This is a genomic window from Cystobacter fuscus (genome assembly GCF_044360685.1).
Lineage (GTDB): Bacteria > Myxococcota > Myxococcia > Myxococcales > Myxococcaceae > Cystobacter > Cystobacter fuscus_C.
Map to the genome: position 1 here is coordinate 2,498,353 of NZ_CP043491.1, position 15,951 is coordinate 2,514,303.

General features: G+C 69.2%; 16 protein-coding genes. 12 read left to right on the forward strand and 4 right to left on the reverse strand.

The features are described 5' to 3' along the window. Positions 1–63: 63 nt before the first annotated feature. Positions 64–1,293, reverse strand: coding sequence for a multidrug effflux MFS transporter (locus F0U63_RS10370; RefSeq protein WP_395845733.1), 1,230 nt, complete (start codon positions 1,291–1,293; stop codon positions 64–66). 105 nt (positions 1,294–1,398) lie between these two features. Between F0U63_RS10370 and F0U63_RS10375 the strand changes: the two genes are divergently transcribed. After that, positions 1,399–2,220: an IclR family transcriptional regulator gene (locus F0U63_RS10375; RefSeq protein ID WP_395845734.1), complete on the forward strand. Its 822-nt coding sequence runs from the start codon at positions 1,399–1,401 to the stop codon at positions 2,218–2,220. A gap of 9 nt (positions 2,221–2,229) precedes the next feature. Here F0U63_RS10375 and F0U63_RS10380 read toward each other — a convergent pair whose 3' ends face one another. Next, positions 2,230–5,355 (reverse strand): DNA translocase FtsK, encoded by a 3,126-nt coding sequence (locus F0U63_RS10380; protein WP_395845735.1) that lies wholly within the window; start codon positions 5,353–5,355, stop codon positions 2,230–2,232. 189 nt (positions 5,356–5,544) lie between these two features. Between F0U63_RS10380 and F0U63_RS10385 the strand changes: the two genes are divergently transcribed. The 6 genes from F0U63_RS10385 to F0U63_RS10410 all read left to right on the forward strand — a co-directional run bounded on the left by F0U63_RS10385 (position 5,545) and on the right by F0U63_RS10410 (position 10,640). Next, a complete protein-coding gene (locus F0U63_RS10385; protein WP_395848350.1) occupies positions 5,545–5,874 on the forward strand; it encodes a zf-TFIIB domain-containing protein in 330 nt (109 codons plus the stop codon). A gap of 23 nt (positions 5,875–5,897) precedes the next feature. Then, on the forward strand, positions 5,898–6,185 hold the full coding sequence (gene gatC / locus F0U63_RS10390; protein WP_002629158.1) for an Asp-tRNA(Asn)/Glu-tRNA(Gln) amidotransferase subunit GatC: 288 nt from the start codon (positions 5,898–5,900) through the stop codon (positions 6,183–6,185). A 4-nt stretch (positions 6,186–6,189) separates the two neighbouring features. Continuing rightward, complete coding sequence (gene gatA / locus F0U63_RS10395; RefSeq protein WP_395845736.1) at positions 6,190–7,650, forward strand: Asp-tRNA(Asn)/Glu-tRNA(Gln) amidotransferase subunit GatA; 1,461 nt, start codon at positions 6,190–6,192, stop codon at positions 7,648–7,650. A 20-nt stretch (positions 7,651–7,670) separates the two neighbouring features. Then, positions 7,671–9,110 carry an Asp-tRNA(Asn)/Glu-tRNA(Gln) amidotransferase subunit GatB gene (gene gatB / locus F0U63_RS10400; RefSeq protein ID WP_395845737.1) on the forward strand — a complete coding sequence of 480 codons (1,440 nt, stop codon included), beginning with the start codon at positions 7,671–7,673 and terminating at the stop codon, positions 9,108–9,110. A gap of 92 nt (positions 9,111–9,202) precedes the next feature. Beyond that, positions 9,203–9,970, forward strand: a complete 768-nt coding sequence (locus tag F0U63_RS10405) for an oxygenase MpaB family protein (protein WP_395845738.1) — start codon at positions 9,203–9,205, stop codon at positions 9,968–9,970. A gap of 121 nt (positions 9,971–10,091) precedes the next feature. Then, positions 10,092–10,640: a hypothetical protein gene (locus F0U63_RS10410; protein ID WP_395845739.1), complete on the forward strand. Its 549-nt coding sequence runs from the start codon at positions 10,092–10,094 to the stop codon at positions 10,638–10,640. 7 nt (positions 10,641–10,647) lie between these two features. Here the strand turns inward: F0U63_RS10410 and F0U63_RS10415 are convergent, their stop codons facing one another. Next, entirely contained in the window at positions 10,648–11,610 is a 963-nt protein-coding gene (locus F0U63_RS10415; protein ID WP_395845740.1) for an isopenicillin N synthase family dioxygenase, read from the reverse strand. A 52-nt stretch (positions 11,611–11,662) separates the two neighbouring features. Continuing rightward, positions 11,663–12,016: a hypothetical protein gene (locus tag F0U63_RS10420; protein WP_395845741.1), complete on the reverse strand. Its 354-nt coding sequence runs from the start codon at positions 12,014–12,016 to the stop codon at positions 11,663–11,665. A 238-nt stretch (positions 12,017–12,254) separates the two neighbouring features. On the opposite strand from F0U63_RS10420, the gene rplU reads away from it, so the two are divergent. The 5 genes from rplU (at position 12,255) to F0U63_RS10445 (ending at position 15,946) form a co-directional block, all read left to right on the forward strand. After that, a complete protein-coding gene (gene rplU, locus F0U63_RS10425; protein WP_002629151.1) occupies positions 12,255–12,563 on the forward strand; it encodes a 50S ribosomal protein L21 in 309 nt (102 codons plus the stop codon). 59 nt (positions 12,564–12,622) lie between these two features. Further along, positions 12,623–12,889: a 50S ribosomal protein L27 gene (gene rpmA / locus F0U63_RS10430; protein WP_002629150.1), complete on the forward strand. Its 267-nt coding sequence runs from the start codon at positions 12,623–12,625 to the stop codon at positions 12,887–12,889. Between the two features lie 134 nt (positions 12,890–13,023). Next, positions 13,024–14,421 carry a GTPase ObgE gene (gene obgE / locus F0U63_RS10435; RefSeq protein ID WP_395845742.1) on the forward strand — a complete coding sequence of 466 codons (1,398 nt, stop codon included), beginning with the start codon at positions 13,024–13,026 and terminating at the stop codon, positions 14,419–14,421. 4 nt (positions 14,422–14,425) lie between these two features. Then, positions 14,426–15,115: a TrmH family RNA methyltransferase gene (locus F0U63_RS10440; RefSeq protein WP_395845743.1), complete on the forward strand. Its 690-nt coding sequence runs from the start codon at positions 14,426–14,428 to the stop codon at positions 15,113–15,115. 81 nt (positions 15,116–15,196) lie between these two features. After that, on the forward strand, positions 15,197–15,946 hold the full coding sequence (locus F0U63_RS10445) for an outer membrane lipoprotein carrier protein LolA (protein WP_395845744.1): 750 nt from the start codon (positions 15,197–15,199) through the stop codon (positions 15,944–15,946). Positions 15,947–15,951: the final 5 nt, after the last annotated feature.

The window sequence follows — 15,951 nt, forward strand, 5'->3', positions numbered from 1 at the left end:
TACCAAGCCCACCCGCCCGCTACCACTTCAACCACACGGGAGGGCAGGGGAGCACTCCGCCGCTCAGGCCTGGACGGGCAGGCCAGGGGAGTCGGCCCGGCGCTCCTCGGGACGCACGAGGAGGACATAGACGAGCAGGGCGGCGAGCGCGAAGCCCGCCATGACTCCCGTGACGGCGAGGGCGCTGCGCCCATCGAAGAACCAGGCCACGAGCGCGCTGGCGAGCGCGCCCCCGAGCATCCGCAGCCCGCTGAGCACCGCGGAGGCCACGCCGGCGATCCTCGCCATGGGCTGGAGCGCCCCGTGCGTGGCGTTGGGCGAGATGAGCCCGATGCTGAAGTGGCACACGAAGAACACGGGCATGAGGGTGCCCAGGCGCGCCAGTCCGGCCAGGGTCATGAGCACGAGCACCGTGGCGCCGGTGACGCACAGGGCCATGCCCGCCTTCAGCAGCGTGGCGGCGGACACGCCCCGGGCGCTCAACCGCCCATTGGTGAACGCGCCCGTCATCGACGCCACGGCGGTGATCGCGAAGCAGAGGCCGTAGACGCTGGGGGAGACGCCCAGCACGTCCATCAACACCAGGGACGAGCCGGAGATGTAGGCGAAGGCGCAGCCGAACGACAGGGCGTTGATGATGGAGTACCCGATGCTTCGCTTGTGGCGGATCGCCTGCCCGTAATCGCGCACGAGCCCCTTCACCGACAGGGTGGCCCCCGCCTCCCGCCGCGCGGATTCCTCCAGGCCGAGCCCCGACGCCAGCAGGAGCACCACCCCGCCCGCGGCCAGCGTGGCGTAGATGAAGCGCCAGTGAGCCACCGTCAGCACCCAGGCGCCGATCGTGGGGGCCACCATGGGCGCGATGCCCATCACCAGGGTGACGTAGGACAGCCGGGCCCGCGCGGTGGCGCCCTCGAACAAGTCACGGATGATGGCGAGCACCAGCACCGTGCCGGCTCCCGCGCCCGCTCCCTGGACGAAGCGCCAGCACAAGAGGACCGGCAGGGACTGGGCGACGGCGCAGCCCACGCCGGCCACCACGAACACCGTGCAGCCGATCAGCAGCAACGGCCGCCGTCCGTAGCGGTCCGACAGGGGCCCATAGACGAGCGGCGCCAGGGCGAACCCCAGCATGAAGAGGCTCAGCGACAGCGAGGCCCCGGCCGACGTCGTCCCGAGGGACTGGGCCATGGCCGGGAGCGCCGGCAGTCCCATGTCGATGGAGAACGGCGGCAGCATGCTGAGCGCGCCCAGCAGCAGGGTGAAGGCGAAGGAACCAGGCCGGATTCGCAAGGGCGTCCTCAATGGGGTGTATCGCGATGCGGTACAGTGTATTGTCAGGCGGTACATAACTAGAAGCCCGAGGAGCGGGTGTCAATCCCAAGGCCCGAGGAGCCCATGACGGAGAAGGACGAGGCGGAGCGAGAGGAGGGAGGACGGCGGGGTGAGAGCATCCAGGTGATCGCCCGGGCCGCGGCCATCCTCCGGGCGCTCGCCGGCCAGGCGGAGGGGCTGAGCCTGGGGCAGATCGCGAAGCGGGTGGAGCTGCCCCGGTCGACGGTGCAGCGCATCGTCGGCGCGCTGGCGGCGGAGCAACTGGTGACGGTGGGCCGGACGGGCGAGGGCGTGCGGCTGGGGCCGACCCTGACGCTGCTGGCCGCCGCCGCCCAGACAGATCTGCTCTCCGTGGCCCAGCCGCACCTCGAGGCGCTCACGCGGCGCGTGCACGAGACGGTCAACCTGTCGGTGTTCCAGGGCAACCAGGCCGTCTGTGTGGCGATCAGTCAGTCGGAACGGGAGCTGAGCGTGCGCTCCTCCCTGGGCAGCTCCTTTCCTCTGTACAGCACCGCCCATGGCAAGGCGCTGCTCGCGGAGATGTCGGACGAGGACGTCACCCGGCTCGTTGGCTCCCGCCTCGAGCCGCTGACGGCGAAGACGGTCCGCTCCCTGCCCCAGTTGCTGGCACAGCTGCGCGAGGTGCGTGAGCGGGGAATGGCCTTCGATCTCGGTGAGCGCTCGGAGGACATCTGTGCCCTCGGGGTCACGCTGCGGCTGGCGACCGGGCCCCGCTATGCCCTGTCGATACCGGTGCCCTCCCAGCGCTTCGAGGCGCAGCTCCCCACGCTGCGTGAGGAGCTGCTGCGCTGCCGGGAGGACATCGAGGCCGCGGCGGGAGTGGCCCTGCGTCCCGCCTCGGCGTTCGTCGGCAAGCCGGGGTAGGTGGGGGCCTCAGGCGCCCGCCATCTCGCCCAGGTTGCGAATGAGCACCTCGCGCGGCTTGGCCCCATCCGCCGGACCCACCACGCCATCGCGCTCCATGCGCTCGATCATTCGCGCCGAGCGGTTGTAGCCGATGCGCATCTTGCGCTGGAGCATGGAGATGGACACGGCCTTCATCTCGCTCACCGTGGCCAGCGCCTGATCGTACAGCTCGTCGGACAGGTCGTCCTCTTCGCCGCCACCGCCCTCGCCGTCCTCGTCGCGCGGCTTGAGGATGGACTCGTCGTAGACGGGCTTGCCCTGGGCCTTGAGGTGGTCCACCGCCCCCTTGATTTCATTCTCGGAGACGAAGGCTCCGTGCACGCGCTGCAGGTGCGCGCTCGTGGGCGGCATGATGAGCATGTCGCCCATGCCCAGCAGGGCCTCGGCGCCCACCGTGCCCAGGATGGTCATCGAGTCCGGCTTGGAGCGCAGCATGAAGCTGATGCGCGTGGGGAAGTTGGCCTTGATGATGCCCGTGACGACGTCCGTGGACGGACGCTGCGTGGCCACCATCAGGTGGATGCCGGCGGCGCGCGCCATCTGCGCCAGGCGCGCCACGTACGTCTCCACCTCGCGGCTGGCCACCATCATCAGGTCCGCCAGCTCGTCGATGATGACCACGATGTAGGGCAGCTTCTTCCACTCCTTCTTCTCCTCCTCGGGAGTGGAGGACTCGCCCGCGGCCTCGAGCGCGGCGTCCACCGCGTCGTCCATGCCGTCATCACCGTCCGCGTCGGCCTCCTCGGCGCCCTGCTGCTCGGGCGCGTCCTCGGACTCGGACAGGGCCTCGCGCACCTCCTCGTCGTCGTCGAAGCGGGGCGCGGCGACGCCCGGCCCCGTGCTCGCGGTGGAGGCGGGCTCCTCGATGATGGCGTCCTCGGGCGTGGCCACGTCCACCACCAGCACCTTCTTGGGCTTCTTGGGCGCGGCGGCGGCCTTGCGCGGGGCGGCCTCGGTGGCACGCGAGGCGCGCTCGGCCTCGTTGGTCTCCACGAACTTGTTGAAGCCGGCGATGTTGCGCACGCCCGCCTCGGACAGCATCTGGTAGCGCCGCTCCATCTCCTCCACGGCCCAGCGCAGCGCGAGCGCCGCCTTCTTGGGATCCGTCACCACGGGCAGCAGCAGGTGGGGGATGCCCTCGTAGACGGACAACTCGAGCATCTTCGGGTCCACCATGATGAAGCGCACCTCCTCGGGCGTGGACTTGAGGAGGATGCTCATGATCATCGAGTTGACGGCCACGGACTTACCCGAGCCGGTGGTACCCGCGATGAGCAGGTGGGGCGCCTTGGCCAGGTCGAAGACGTACGGCATGCCCTCGATGTCCTTGCCCACGCACATGGTGAGCTTGCTGCTGGCCTTCTGGAACACGTCCTGCTCGGCGATCTCCTTGAGGTAGACGGTCTCGCGGTCGCGGTTGGGCACCTCGATGCCGACCACGCCCTTGCCGGGGATGGGGGCGACGATGCGCACGCGCATGGCCTCCATGGCCATGGCCAGGTCGTCCTGGAGCGCGGCGATCTTGCTCACCTTGATGCCGGGTCCCGGGAGGAACTCGTACATGGTGACCACGGGGCCGGGGCGGATCTCCACCACCTCGCCGGTGATGCCGAAGTCGGCGAGCTTGGCGCGCAGCTTCTCCGCGGTGGTGAGGAAGGCGTCCTTGTCGAGCGCCGAGCGCTCCTTCTTCTCGATGGCGAGCACGTCCAGGGGCGGCAGCGAGAAGCTGGTGCGTCCGCCCACGAACTGGAACTCGTGCTCCTTCTTCTTGACCACGGCGGTGGGCTTGGGCGGGGCCTTGGGCTCCACGATGAGCGGGGTGCGCGCCGCCTGGGCGGCGGGCGAGGCGGGCACGATCGCCGCGGGCGAGGCGAGCGCCAGGGCGGATGCGGCGGGCGCCGGGGCCGGAGCCTCGGACTCGGGGGCCTCGAGTGCCTCCGCGCTCGGGCCGGTGACGATGTTGGGCGCCTTGCCCCGCTTGCCCTTGGCGGCGTCCGCGGGAGGCGGCTGGGGCGCGGCGGGCGTGACGGGCACGGCGTTGGCGGCCCCCGAGGGGGACAGGAAGGAGGCCCACACCGGATCCGCGCCGGGCGCGGGCCTGGCGGCGGCGGTGGGAGCCGTCGGGGCGGTGACGATGTTGGGGACGTGGGCGGGGGCGTCGGCGGCCTTGGCGCGTGCGTCGCGGGCGGCGTCCTTGGCCTCCTTGGCGGTCTTCTTCGCGAGCGCCAGGCGCTCCTTCTCCTCCTGACGCGCCAGGCGCAGGGCCTCCTCGGCCATGAGCTCCGCCTCGGCGGCCTCGGCCTCGGCGACGAGCTGCTCGGCCTCCTCGAGCTCCGCCTCCTCCTGCTCGATCTGCGCGAGGAAGGCGGCCTCCTCCTCATCCTCCTGGGCAGCGCGCTCCTTGCGCTCCTTGTAGGCCTCCTTCTGCTGCTCCCAGAAGGTGAGGGCGGCGGCCTCCACCCGCTGGCCGAGCGCGCAGGCCCCGCTCCACGCGAGCGAGCACAGCTTGAGGAAGGTGTACTGGGTGCCCACGATGAGGGCGGCGGCGCACACGGTGGTCACCAGGATGATGGTGCCCACGGTGGAGAAGAGGCCCACCAGGAGCCCCCCGAGCGTGGCGCCGATGAAGCCGCCGGGCGGATGGGCCTGGCCGGGCTGGTTGCCGATGAAGAGCTGGGCGAGCACCGCGCCGCTCAGGGTGAGCAGCACGAGCGCCACCATCTGGGGCCAGCGGCGCCGCTCGCGGTTGCCCACGAAGACGATCATGGCGGCGTAGAGCCCACACAGGGGCAGCAGATACGCCCAGAAGCCGAGCAGGCCGCGCAGCTGGTCGGCGATGAGGTGGCCGATGGGGCCCACCGCGTTCTGGTAGTTCGTTCCCCGGCGGTCCTTCGCGTTGAAGGTGGCCACCGACACCAGTGACAGCACCGAGACCGCCATCAGGAACAGGCCGATGAGGGCCTTGCGGCCGGGACCCGCCTCGACGCCGCCACCCCCCCGCTTGGCCTTCTTTTCCGCGAGCGCCTTGCGGCGCGTGGCGATCTCCTGCCGCGAAAGGACGGTCTTTTCCCCTCTGGCCTTCCGTTCCGCCATGACTTTGCTCACACTCTCCGTAGCTGCCTGTAGCAGCCGACGGCCGGAGTGTAGGGAGGGCAGGGGGGCGGTCAATTTTCCGGCGGTCCATCCCCGGGTGCTCCGGCGTGACTACTTTGGAGCACCAGGATGGGGCGGAGCATGTATCTTGCGCCCCCGCTGAGTATCCTCACCCAGGAGTCCTGGATCATGGCCCACACGGACAAGCCCTCCACCAACGAAGACGATTACTTCGCGCGCGAGGAAATCGAGCAGAAGCGCAAGCTGGCCCACGAGCAGTCCCAGGCCCTGGCCGCCCAGCAGCGCGAGGAGCTCAAGAAGCTGCACTACATGAAGTGCCCCAAGTGCGGCATGGATCTGCACGCGCTGACCAAGGGCGACGTGGAGATCGACACGTGCTTCAACTGCCACGGCGTCTTCCTGGACGCGGGCGAGCTGGAGCGGTTGCAGGCGAACCTGGCGCACGAGAAGAACGGCCGGTGGATGGGCGCCGTCCTCAACCTCTTCAAGAACAAGTAGTTCCGCGCGGGAGCGTCCGGTCCATGAAGCTCTCTGTCGAGCAGGTCCGCCATGTGGCCACCCTCGCCCGCCTCTCCCTGTCTCCGGGGGAGGAGGAGCGCTATGCCGAGCAGCTCTCCGCCGTGCTCGACGCGGTGGCCCAGTTGCAGGAGCTGGACGTGAGCGGAGTGGAGCCCACCTCCCATGCCACGCTCGCCGCCTCGCTGTTGCGCGAGGACGAGCCGCGGCCCTCGCTGCCTCCGGACCGGGCGCTGGCCAACGCGCCTGCCCGGGGAGGCACCAGCTTCGCCGTCCCGAAGATCCTGGAGTGACGCCATGTCGTTGACCGACCTCACCCTCCTGGAGCTGGCGGCGAAGCTGGCCTCGGGCGAAACCAGTTCCGTGGAAGCGACGCGGGCGTGCCTGGCGCGCATCGCGCAGGTGGACGGGAAGGTGAAGGCCTTCCTGCGCCTGGACGAGCGCGGGGCCCTGGCGGCGGCCGAGGCCAGTGACGCGCGCCGTGCCACGGGCACGCGGCTGGGGCCGCTGGATGGCGTGCCGGTGGCCGTGAAGGACATCTTCCTCACCGAGGGGGTGGAGACCACGTGCGCCTCGCGCGTGCTCCAGGGCTTCGTGCCCCCCTATGACGCCACGGCGGTGCGGCTGCTCAAGCAGGCGGGCCTGCCGGTGGTGGGCAAGCTCAACCAGGACGAGTTCGCCATGGGCTCGTCCAACGAGTCGAGCGCCTACGGCCCGTGCCACAACCCGTGGGATTTGACGCGCACGCCGGGAGGCTCCTCGGGAGGCTCGGCGGCGGCGCTGGCGGCGCGCGAGGTGTTCGGCACGCTGGGCACGGACACGGGCGGCTCCATCCGCCAGCCGGCGGCGCTCACCAACACCGTGGGCCTCAAGCCCACCTACGGGCGGGTGTCGCGCTACGGCGTCATCGCCTACGCCTCGTCGCTGGACGCGCCCGGCCCCATGGCCCGCACGGTGGGGGACGTGGCCGCGCTGCTGCAGGTGCTCGCGCGGCATGATCCGCTCGACTCGACGTCGGCGCCGGTGGACGTGCCGGACTACTCCGCGGACCTGGAGCACGGGGTGTCGGGGCTGCGCCTGGGCGTGCCGCGCGAGTACTTCGTCGAGGGCATGGATCCAGAGGTGGAGGCGTCGGTGCGCGCGGCGCTCGCGACCTACGAGAAGCTGGGCGCCACGCTGGTGGACGTGTCGCTACCCCACACGAAGTACGCACTGGCCACCTACTACCTGCTGGCCCCGGCGGAGGCGTCGAGCAACCTGGCGCGCTACGACGGCGTGCGCTACGGCTTCCGGGCGCGCGAGGGCCGGGGGCTCAAGGAGATGTACGGCCAGACGCGCGAGCAGGGCTTCGGCGCCGAGGTGAAGCGCCGCATCATGCTGGGCACCTACGCGCTGTCGGCGGGCTACTACGACGCCTACTACGTGCGGGCCCAGAAGGTGCGCACGCTCATCCGCGAGGACTTCTCGCGGGCCTTCACGCAGGTGGACGCGCTGGTGACGCCCACCTCGCCCGTGCCGGCCTTCAAGCTGGGCGAGAAGGTGGATGACCCGCTGTCCATGTACCTCATGGACGTGTGCACGCTGCCGTGCAACCTGGCGGGGCTGCCCGGGCTGTCCTTGCCGTGCGGCTTCACGAAGGCGGGCCTGCCCATCGGCCTGCAGCTCATGGGCCGGCCGTTCGACGAGGCGAAGCTGCTGCGCATCGGCCGGGCCTTCGAGCGCGAGCATGACTTCACGCGCCGCCTGGCGCCTGTTTGAGAACTCTTGTCGGAGACGTCATGTCCCTGAGCGATTTCCAGCCGGTCATCGGGCTCGAGGTCCATGCCCAGCTTCTGACGCACACGAAGATCTTCTGCGGCTGCTCCACCTCGTTCGGGGCGGCGCCCAACCACCACACGTGTCCGGTGTGCCTGGGGCTGCCCGGGGTGTTGCCGGTGCTCAACACGCGCGTGGTGGAGTTCGCCATCCGCACGGGCCTGGCGCTCGGGTGCACGGTGAAGAAGACGAGCGTGTGGAGCCGGAAGAACTACTTCTATCCGGACCTGCCCAAGGGCTATCAGATCACCCAGTTCGATCAGCCCATCTGCGAGTGGGGCCAGCTCTCCATCGACACGCCCGAGGGCGAGAAGCTCATCCGCGTGCGCCGCATCCACATGGAGGAGGACGCGGGCAAGAGCGTGCACGACGCCTCGGCGAGCGAGAGCCTGGTGGACCTCAACCGCGCGGGTGTGCCGCTCCTGGAGATCGTCAGCGAGCCGGACCTGCGCAGCGCGGACGAGGCGGTGGACTACCTCAAGGCGCTGCGCGACGTGCTGGTGTACCTGGGCGTGAACGACGGCAACATGGAGGAGGGCTCGTTCCGCTGCGACGCCAACGTGTCGGTGATGCGCAAGGGCGCCACCGTGTATGGCCAGCGCGTGGAGCTCAAGAACATCAACTCGTTCCGCTTCGTGAAGCAGGCCATCGAGTACGAGATCTCCCGGCAGGTGGATCTGCTGGAGACGGGCGGGAAGATCGATCAGGAGACGCGGCTGTACGACCCGAACCGGGGCGAGACGCGCTCGATGCGCTCGAAGGAGGAGGCGCACGACTACCGCTACTTCCCCGAGCCGGATCTGCCGCCCCTGCACGTGACGGACGCGCAGCTCGAGGCGGCGGCCCAGGCGCTGCCGGAGCTGCCGCGGGCGAAGGTGACGCGCTTCATGAGCCAGTACGGCCTGCCCGCGTACGACGCGAAGATCCTCTGCGCCGAGCGCCCGCTCGCGGACTACTTCGAGGCGGTGGCGCAGCACTTCAAGGACTACAAGCGGCTGTCGAACTGGTTCCTCGGCGAGCTGTTGCGGCTGCTCAAGGACGAGGGCGGTACCGTCACCACGCTGCGCTTCTCGACGGTGCAGTTCTCGAACCTGCTCACGGCGGTGGAGAAGGGGACCATCTCGGCGAACGCGGGCAAGGACGTGTTCGGGGAGATGTTCCGTACGGGCAAGGACCCGGAGGCCATCATCGCGGACAAGGGGCTCGCGCAGGTGAGCGACACGGGCGCCATCGAGGCCGTGGTGGACGACATCCTCGCGAAGAACGCGGGTGAGGTGGAGAAGTACCGGGCGGGCAAGAAGCAGATCTACGGCTTCTTCGTGGGGCAGGTGATGAAGGCCATGAAGGGCAAGGGCAACCCCGCCCTGGTGAATGACCTGCTCAAGAAGAAGCTGGGCGAGTAATCCAGCGGGGGGTGTTGAGAAGCGGACGGGGGGAGCCCATTCCGAGCCGGACGGTCTTTTCTTCACAAGCTGGATAAACGTGAATATCGGGGATGAGCACTTTTACCCTCGAGAATTCGATCGTTCGGAAGATCTGGGGTGACGCCGACGTCATCCTGCTCCTCTTCGCGGGAGCCGCGGCGGAGTACTCGTTGCATCGCTCCGTGGATTGGCTGGCCTTCACGGGCTCCATCCTGAAGGATCCGATCGGGCGCATCTTCGCGACGGTGGCGTTCGCCCAGGACATCGCCTTCAGCAGCGTCCAGAAGTCCAACGCGAAGCTGGCGCAGATCAACGCCATCCACAAGGCGGTCGAGCGCAAGCGGGGCATGTCCATGCCGGACTGGGCCCACCGGGATGTCCTGTACCTCGTGCTGGACTATTCGGAGCGGGCCTTCACCCTGGTTCACCGGCCACTCACCGCCGAGGAGCAGGAGGGCATCTACCAATACACCCGGAGGATCGGCGAGGGGCTGGGGATGAGCGGCCTGCCCACGAGCTACCCGGAGTGGCGGCGGCACCGCAACGCGATCATCTCCGAGAATCTGGTGTACAGCGACTACACCCGGGAGTTGATGAAGTCGTTCCGGAGGGATCTGGGTCCGTGGCGCTTCCAGCTGCTGCTGCAGGCCCAGGGGCTGATCACCCCCGAGCCCGTGCGCGACCTGCTCGGTCTGAATCCGCTGCCGGGGCTGAACCAGGCGCTCCAGCTCTACCGGTTCCTGGTGGCGAGCGGCCTGCGGGGCATCATCCAGAAGACGCTCATCCCCGCGGATCACCTGTCGGCCGTCCAGTCGCTCGACTTGTCGAGGGCGGCCTGAGTCCAGCGCCTCACCACGCCGCGGTGGACCGCTCGCCGAGCGGGGAGCCGGACGGGGCACGCTGAAGGGGCTGTCCGCGTACCTATCCTTGAGGGGTGGTTCGTTTCTCAAGGAGACGCTCATGGATCTCACCCCCGACTGGCACAAGAAGACTCCCCGGGAAGCCGTTCCCGTTCCCCTCGCGGTGAGCGAGAGCCGCAAGGGCCTCTGGGACAAGAGCGCGGCGGCGGGCATCCCCGCCATGCCCCTGTTCGGCGTGCTGCCCCTGCGCCGGCTCATCCCGCAGGACATCCACTCGCTGCTGGACTACCAGGGCGCGCTGAGCGTGCTGGGCGCGGGGTTGTTGTCCCGTTGCGCCGTGGCCCGCGCTGCCGGCGTGGTGCTGGGGTGCGTGGGCCTGAGCGTGTCGCTGCTTACCGACTACCGGCTGAGCCTGCGCAAGCTCATCCCCATCGAGGTCCACGAGTGCATCGACCACGTGTGGAGTCTGAAGGTCATCGCCGCGCCCTTCCTCCTGGGCTACTCGCGCCGGAGCCGGTGGACCACGATGGTGAACGTCGTGGTGGGGGCGAGCACCATCCTCGGCTCGCTCTTCACGGACTACCGGGCGCAGCGGGGGGTGCAGTGGGGCCAGGGACACGTGACGGACCTCGGCCCCGTGGGCGGGTGAGCCCGGGCTACTTCAGCATGCCGTTCTCCCGCAGCCGCTGCTGGAGGAAGGCGTCGGCGGTGATGGGGGGCTCGCCCGGCCTGTCCGGGGTGACGGTGCTCGGCAGCGGCGCGAGCACGCACTCCGGATAGGGGTGGACGAAGAAGGGCATGGAGTAGCGCGTGTTGTCCTCGGCGGGCGAGGGCGGGTTGACCACGCGGTGGGTGGTGGCGGGGATGACGCCGTTGGTGATGCGGCTGAGCATGTCGCCCGAGTCCACGACGATCTGCCCGCGCAGCGTGTCCACGGGGATCCACTCGCCATCGCGGGTGAGGATCTCCAGGCCCGACGCGGTGCCCTCGCACAGGAGGGTGATGAGGTTGATGTCCTCGTGCTCGGCGGCGCGCACCGCGCCCGGGACGAACCGGTCCTTGAGGGGCGGGTAGTGGATGACGCGCAGCACGGAGGTGCCGTCCTGGGCCATGTCGCTGAAGGTGGTGCGCGCGATGCCGAAGGACTCGGCGATGGCCTGCAGCATCACCGCCGCCGCCTCGTCGAGCGCGCGGTAGAGGGCGAGCGTGTTGTCGCGGAAGGAGGGCACCTCCTCGGGCCAGATGTTGTGGGCGGCGAGCGCGGGGCTGCGCGGGTGGCCGGGGGGCAGGTCGCGCCCCACGTGCCAGAACTCCTTGAGGTCGCCCACGGTGCGGTTCTTCGCGTGCTCGCGGCCGAAGGGCGTGTAGCCGCGCTGTCCGCCGAACTCGGGCACGTGGTAGCGCTGCTTGAGGGCCTCGGGCTGGCGGAAGAACGCCTCCACGTCCGCGTAGGTGCGCCGGATGAGCCCGTCGTCGATGCCGTGGCCCTCCACGGAGACGAACCCGAACTCCTGGAGGGCCTCTCCGAACACCCGGACGAAGCGGGCGCGCTCCTCCGGAGTGCCGGAGCGGTAGTGGGACAGATTGACGAGGGGGATGCGGCGGGCGGAACGAGACATGGCGCGCGCAGTCTATGTGACTCGGCGGGGAGGGCGTGATCCCCGGGCGGCCCTAGAAGATGGCGGCCTCGCAGGTGTTGCTCGGGGCCCGGTCGTCGCAGCGCGTGATGCCCTCGAGGAAGGCCTCCTTCTTGTCCACCTGGCAGGTGTCCAGCCGCTGGTAGCACTCCACCTGCGCGTCGAGCTGTCCCAGGTCCTCGGCGTCGCACGCGGCCCGGTGTTGCTCGCAGTGCTCCGGATCGAAGGGGGGCAGGGGGGAGTGATCCAGACAGGGCTGGGCCTTGCGCTCCACGGCGGCGTAGGCCCTGGCGAGCTCCTGGCAGGTGGAACCCCGGCACCCGCCGAGCAGCACCACCGTCAGCAGGAGCGGCCAGGCAGGGGAGGGAGGGGCCGGGCGTGATCCCACGAGGGGGGACGCCGAGGCGTAAGGGCGTGTAGGCTTGAGCGGTGGGCTCGCCCTGGGGACGGAGGGGGGAGCGGTCTTCACGTCGGGTATGTGCGCTGATCCCGCCATCCGCCTTGACTCCCCTGGGCTTCTCCCGTAGATCGAGCGCCCTTTGCATATAGGACGGGTTTTTCAGTCGTCCGAAATGCTCGCCGGTCTTATACGGGTTGAATCAACCCGGACAACCAGGGGTTCGACGATGTACGCAGTCATTCGCACGGGCGGCAAGCAGTACCGCGTGGCCGAGGGCGATGTGCTCCGGATCGAGAAGGTCTCGGGGGACGTTGGCGCCGAGGTGACCTTCAACGACGTCCTGTTGCTCGGTGGGTCCGACAGCCCGAAGGTGGGGCAGCCGACCGTGTCGGGCGCGAAGGTGCTGGGCAAGATCCTCGCCCAGGACAAGCACCGCAAGGTGCTGCACTTCCGCAAGGAGAAGGAGGGCTGGACGCGCCGCCGCGGCCACCGTCAGCCCTACACCGAGGTCAAGGTCACCTCCATCTCCGGCTAGTCCGGAACCCACATCCCGGAGCGCCTTGGGGCGCGCCGGCAGCCACAGGAATCAGTGTCATGGCACATAAAAAGGGACAGGGTTCTTCCCGCAACGGTCGCGACTCCAATCCGCAGTACCGCGGCGTGAAGGTGTACGCGGGCGAGACGGTGAGCGCGGGCAGCATCCTCGTGCGTCAGCTCGGTACGGTCATCCACCCGGGCGCCAACGTGAAGCTGGGGCGTGACTACACGCTCTTCGCCACGGTGGACGGGGTCGTGAAGTACGAGCGTCAGGGGCGGGACCGCAAGAAGGTCTCCGTCTATCCGGCCCAGGCGAGCGCCTGAGTTCAGGCGTCGTCTGAAGTGGAGGCCCGCGGTTGACGGGTCTCCTGGCTGCCTCGCGAGCGGGTCGCTCCCGGTCCATGCGCCTCTGGGTGCTGGACGTGGAGGCGGCCCGTTCCGCGTTTCGAGGGTCTGGGATGAAATTCGTAGATGAAGTCCGCATCCAGGTGAAGGCCGGGGACGGAGGTCACGGAGCCGTGGCCTTCCGCCGGGAGAAGTACATCGACCGTGGTGGCCCCAATGGCGGCGACGGGGGCAATGGCGGCTCGGTCATCTTCGAGGCCGATCCCCAGCTCACCACGCTGCTGGACTACCGGTATCAGCAGCACCACCGGGCCAAGAGCGGCGAAGGCGGCATGGGCAACGACTGCAACGGCCGCTCGGCGGAGGACCTGGTGCTCCGGGTGCCCGTGGGCACGCTCATCCGCGACGACAACACCGACGAGGTGCTGGCGGACCTCAACGACCCGGGCCAGAAGGTCGTGGTGTGCAAGGGCGGCCGGGGTGGCCTGGGCAACATGAACTTCGCCACCTCCACGCGGCAGACGCCGCGCTTCGCCCAGGACGGCACGCCGGGCGAGGAGCGCACCCTGCGCCTGGAGCTCAAGCTGCTGGCGGACGTGGGGCTGTTGGGCTTTCCCAACGCGGGCAAGAGCACGCTCATCTCCATCGTGAGCCGGGCCCGTCCGAAGATCGCCAACTATCCGTTCACCACGCTCGTGCCCAACCTGGGCCTGGTCCAGTACAAGGACGGCCTGTCCTTCGTGATGGCGGACATCCCCGGCATCATCGAGGGCGCCAGCGAGGGCGTGGGTCTGGGGCACCAGTTCCTGCGGCACGTGGAGCGCTGCAAGGTGCTCATCCACCTGCTGGACATGGGCACGGAGACCGAGGATCGGGATCCGCTGCGCGACTTCGACACGCTCAACACGGAGCTGCGCAAGTACAGCGAGGAGCTCTCGCACAAGCCCCAGGTGGTGGCGCTCAACAAGCTGGATCTTCCACACGCGCTGGAGCGTCAGGAGTCCGTGACGCGCGAGCTGCAGCGGCGCGGCATCGCCGTGTTCCCCATCTCGTGCGCCACGGGCCTGGGCATGCAGCCGCTGCTGGACACGGTGGCCGAGGTGCTCTTCACCGGCCGCACGGACAAGCTGCAAGTGGAGCGGCCGCCGGCGCCTCGGGCGGAGAAGAAGGCGGCCGCGAAGGTCGCGAAGAAGGCCCCGGCCCGCGAGGCGCCCGTGAAGAAGGCGGCGGCGAAGAAGGCCACGAAGACGGCCTCCGCCAAGAAGGCGCCCGTGAAGAAGGCGGCGGCGAAGAAGGCTCCGGCCAAGAAGGGCGCCGTGAAGAAGGTGGCGGCGAAGAAGGCTCCGGCCCGGAAGGCGCCCGCGAAGAAGGCGGCGAAGAAGGTTCCGGCCAAGAAGGCGCCCGCGAAGAAGGCGGCGGCGAAGAAGGCTCCGGCCCGGAAGACGGCGGCGCGGCCGGTGCGGAGCGCGGCGGGCAAGGCGTCTGGAGCGGCTCGCCGCCGGAGGGCCTGAGACGATGGGCGGCGGAGGTCCTCGTTACGAGAAGCTCGACAGGGCGCCGATCGAGCCGGAGTCGCTCCTGCTCGACGTGCGCAAGGAGAAGATCGACAAGGTCATCTCCCAGCGCACGCGCACCTTCACCATCGTGTTGGATCGGCTGGAGGACAGCTTCAACATGGCGGCGGTGATGCGCACCTGCGAGGCCAATGGCCTCCAGGAGGTGCATGTCATCGTCAACCCGGCGGCGCCCTTCATGCCCAACTCGCGGGTGGCCCAGGGCTGCGACAAGTGGCTCGACGTGAAGATCTACCGGGACTTCGCCTCGTGCCGCGCGGCCCTCAAGGCGCGGGGCTTCTCCCTGTACGCGTCCGCCATCCGCGAGGACGCCACCAGCCTGTACACCATGCGCTTCGACTCGAAGATCGCGCTCATCTTCGGCAACGAGCGCGATGGCGTGAGCCCGGAGGTACTGGCGGGCTCGGATGGGACGTTCTGGATTCCCATGCGCGGCTTCAGCCAGAGCCTCAACATCTCCGCGGCGGCGTCGGCGTGTGTCACCCGGGCGATCTCCTGGCGCGAGGAGCACCTCGGACGTGTGGGCGATCTGACGGAAGGCGAGGCGCAGGAGCTGCGCGAGCGCTTCTATGTGCTCGCCGTGAAACAACGGAAGAAGATCTTCAAGAAGGCGCCTCCGTCCTCGCCTTGAATGCCCGTCCGGGGCGACCCGTCGACAGGAACAGATGCATCCCGTGGGCGTTCCCGCCCACCCAAGGAGAGAGCTTCGACCATGCACCTGCAGACGCTGCTCATGACCCTGCTCGCCGCCCCGGTGGCCACTCCACCGGCCACGACCCCCGCGCCCAAGGCGGCCGTCCAGGCGCCCGCCCAGCAGGCGGCCGCTCCCGCCGCGGCGCCCAAGGCGCCCGAGAAGAAGGCGATGACTCCCGAGGTGAAGGACCTGGTGGAGCGGATGCAGGCCTTCTACGAGAAGACGCAGGACTTCTCGTCCGACTTCAAGCAGGACTACAAGTACAAGGCCCTGCGGCGCACCCAGTCCTCGTCGGGCACGGTCATCTACAAGAAGCCCGGCCTGATGCGTTGGGAGTACGAGAAGCCCTCCAAGCGCACCTTCGTGCTCGCGGGCGAGAAGGTGTACGCGCACGACCCCGAGGCCCAGACGTTGAGCGTGGGCCGGATCGACACGAGCCAGCTGTCCGCCTCGGTGACGTTCCTCTTCGGCAAGGGTCGGCTCGCGGACGAGTTCACCATCACCAAGGGCGAGTGCAAGGACTGCAAGGGCACGCTGCTGGTGTTGGACCCGGCCAAGACGGAGCCGCGCTTCCGCCAGGTGCGCCTGGAGGTGGATCCGAAGACGGCCCAGGTGCTCAAGAGCACCGTGGTGGATCCGGACGGCAGCGAGAACGCCATCGCCTTCCTCAACCTGAAGACGAACGTGGGCATCGACGAGGCGCGCTTCAAGATCAACCCTCCCGAGGGCACGCGCATCGACGATCTCTCCAAGATGATGCCCAAGTAGCCCAC

Excerpts from the sequence above, each read along its gene's own strand:
- F0U63_RS10375 (WP_395845734.1), top strand. The coding sequence starts at position 1,399 with ATGACGGAGAAGGACGAGGCGGAGCGAGAGGAGGGAGGACGGCGGGGT.
- F0U63_RS10380 (WP_395845735.1), bottom strand. The coding sequence starts at position 5,355 with ATGGCGGAACGGAAGGCCAGAGGGGAAAAGACCGTCCTTTCGCGGCAG.
- F0U63_RS10385 (WP_395848350.1), top strand. The coding sequence starts at position 5,545 with ATGGCCCACACGGACAAGCCCTCCACCAACGAAGACGATTACTTCGCG.
- gatC (WP_002629158.1), top strand. The coding sequence starts at position 5,898 with ATGAAGCTCTCTGTCGAGCAGGTCCGCCATGTGGCCACCCTCGCCCGC.
- gatA (WP_395845736.1), top strand. The coding sequence starts at position 6,190 with ATGTCGTTGACCGACCTCACCCTCCTGGAGCTGGCGGCGAAGCTGGCC.
- gatB (WP_395845737.1), top strand. The coding sequence starts at position 7,671 with ATGTCCCTGAGCGATTTCCAGCCGGTCATCGGGCTCGAGGTCCATGCC.
- F0U63_RS10405 (WP_395845738.1), top strand. The coding sequence starts at position 9,203 with ATGAGCACTTTTACCCTCGAGAATTCGATCGTTCGGAAGATCTGGGGT.
- F0U63_RS10410 (WP_395845739.1), top strand. The coding sequence starts at position 10,092 with ATGGATCTCACCCCCGACTGGCACAAGAAGACTCCCCGGGAAGCCGTT.
- F0U63_RS10415 (WP_395845740.1), bottom strand. The coding sequence starts at position 11,610 with ATGTCTCGTTCCGCCCGCCGCATCCCCCTCGTCAATCTGTCCCACTAC.
- rplU (WP_002629151.1), top strand. The coding sequence starts at position 12,255 with ATGTACGCAGTCATTCGCACGGGCGGCAAGCAGTACCGCGTGGCCGAG.
- rpmA (WP_002629150.1), top strand. The coding sequence starts at position 12,623 with ATGGCACATAAAAAGGGACAGGGTTCTTCCCGCAACGGTCGCGACTCC.
- obgE (WP_395845742.1), top strand. The coding sequence starts at position 13,024 with ATGAAATTCGTAGATGAAGTCCGCATCCAGGTGAAGGCCGGGGACGGA.
- F0U63_RS10440 (WP_395845743.1), top strand. The coding sequence starts at position 14,426 with ATGGGCGGCGGAGGTCCTCGTTACGAGAAGCTCGACAGGGCGCCGATC.
- F0U63_RS10445 (WP_395845744.1), top strand. The coding sequence starts at position 15,197 with ATGCACCTGCAGACGCTGCTCATGACCCTGCTCGCCGCCCCGGTGGCC.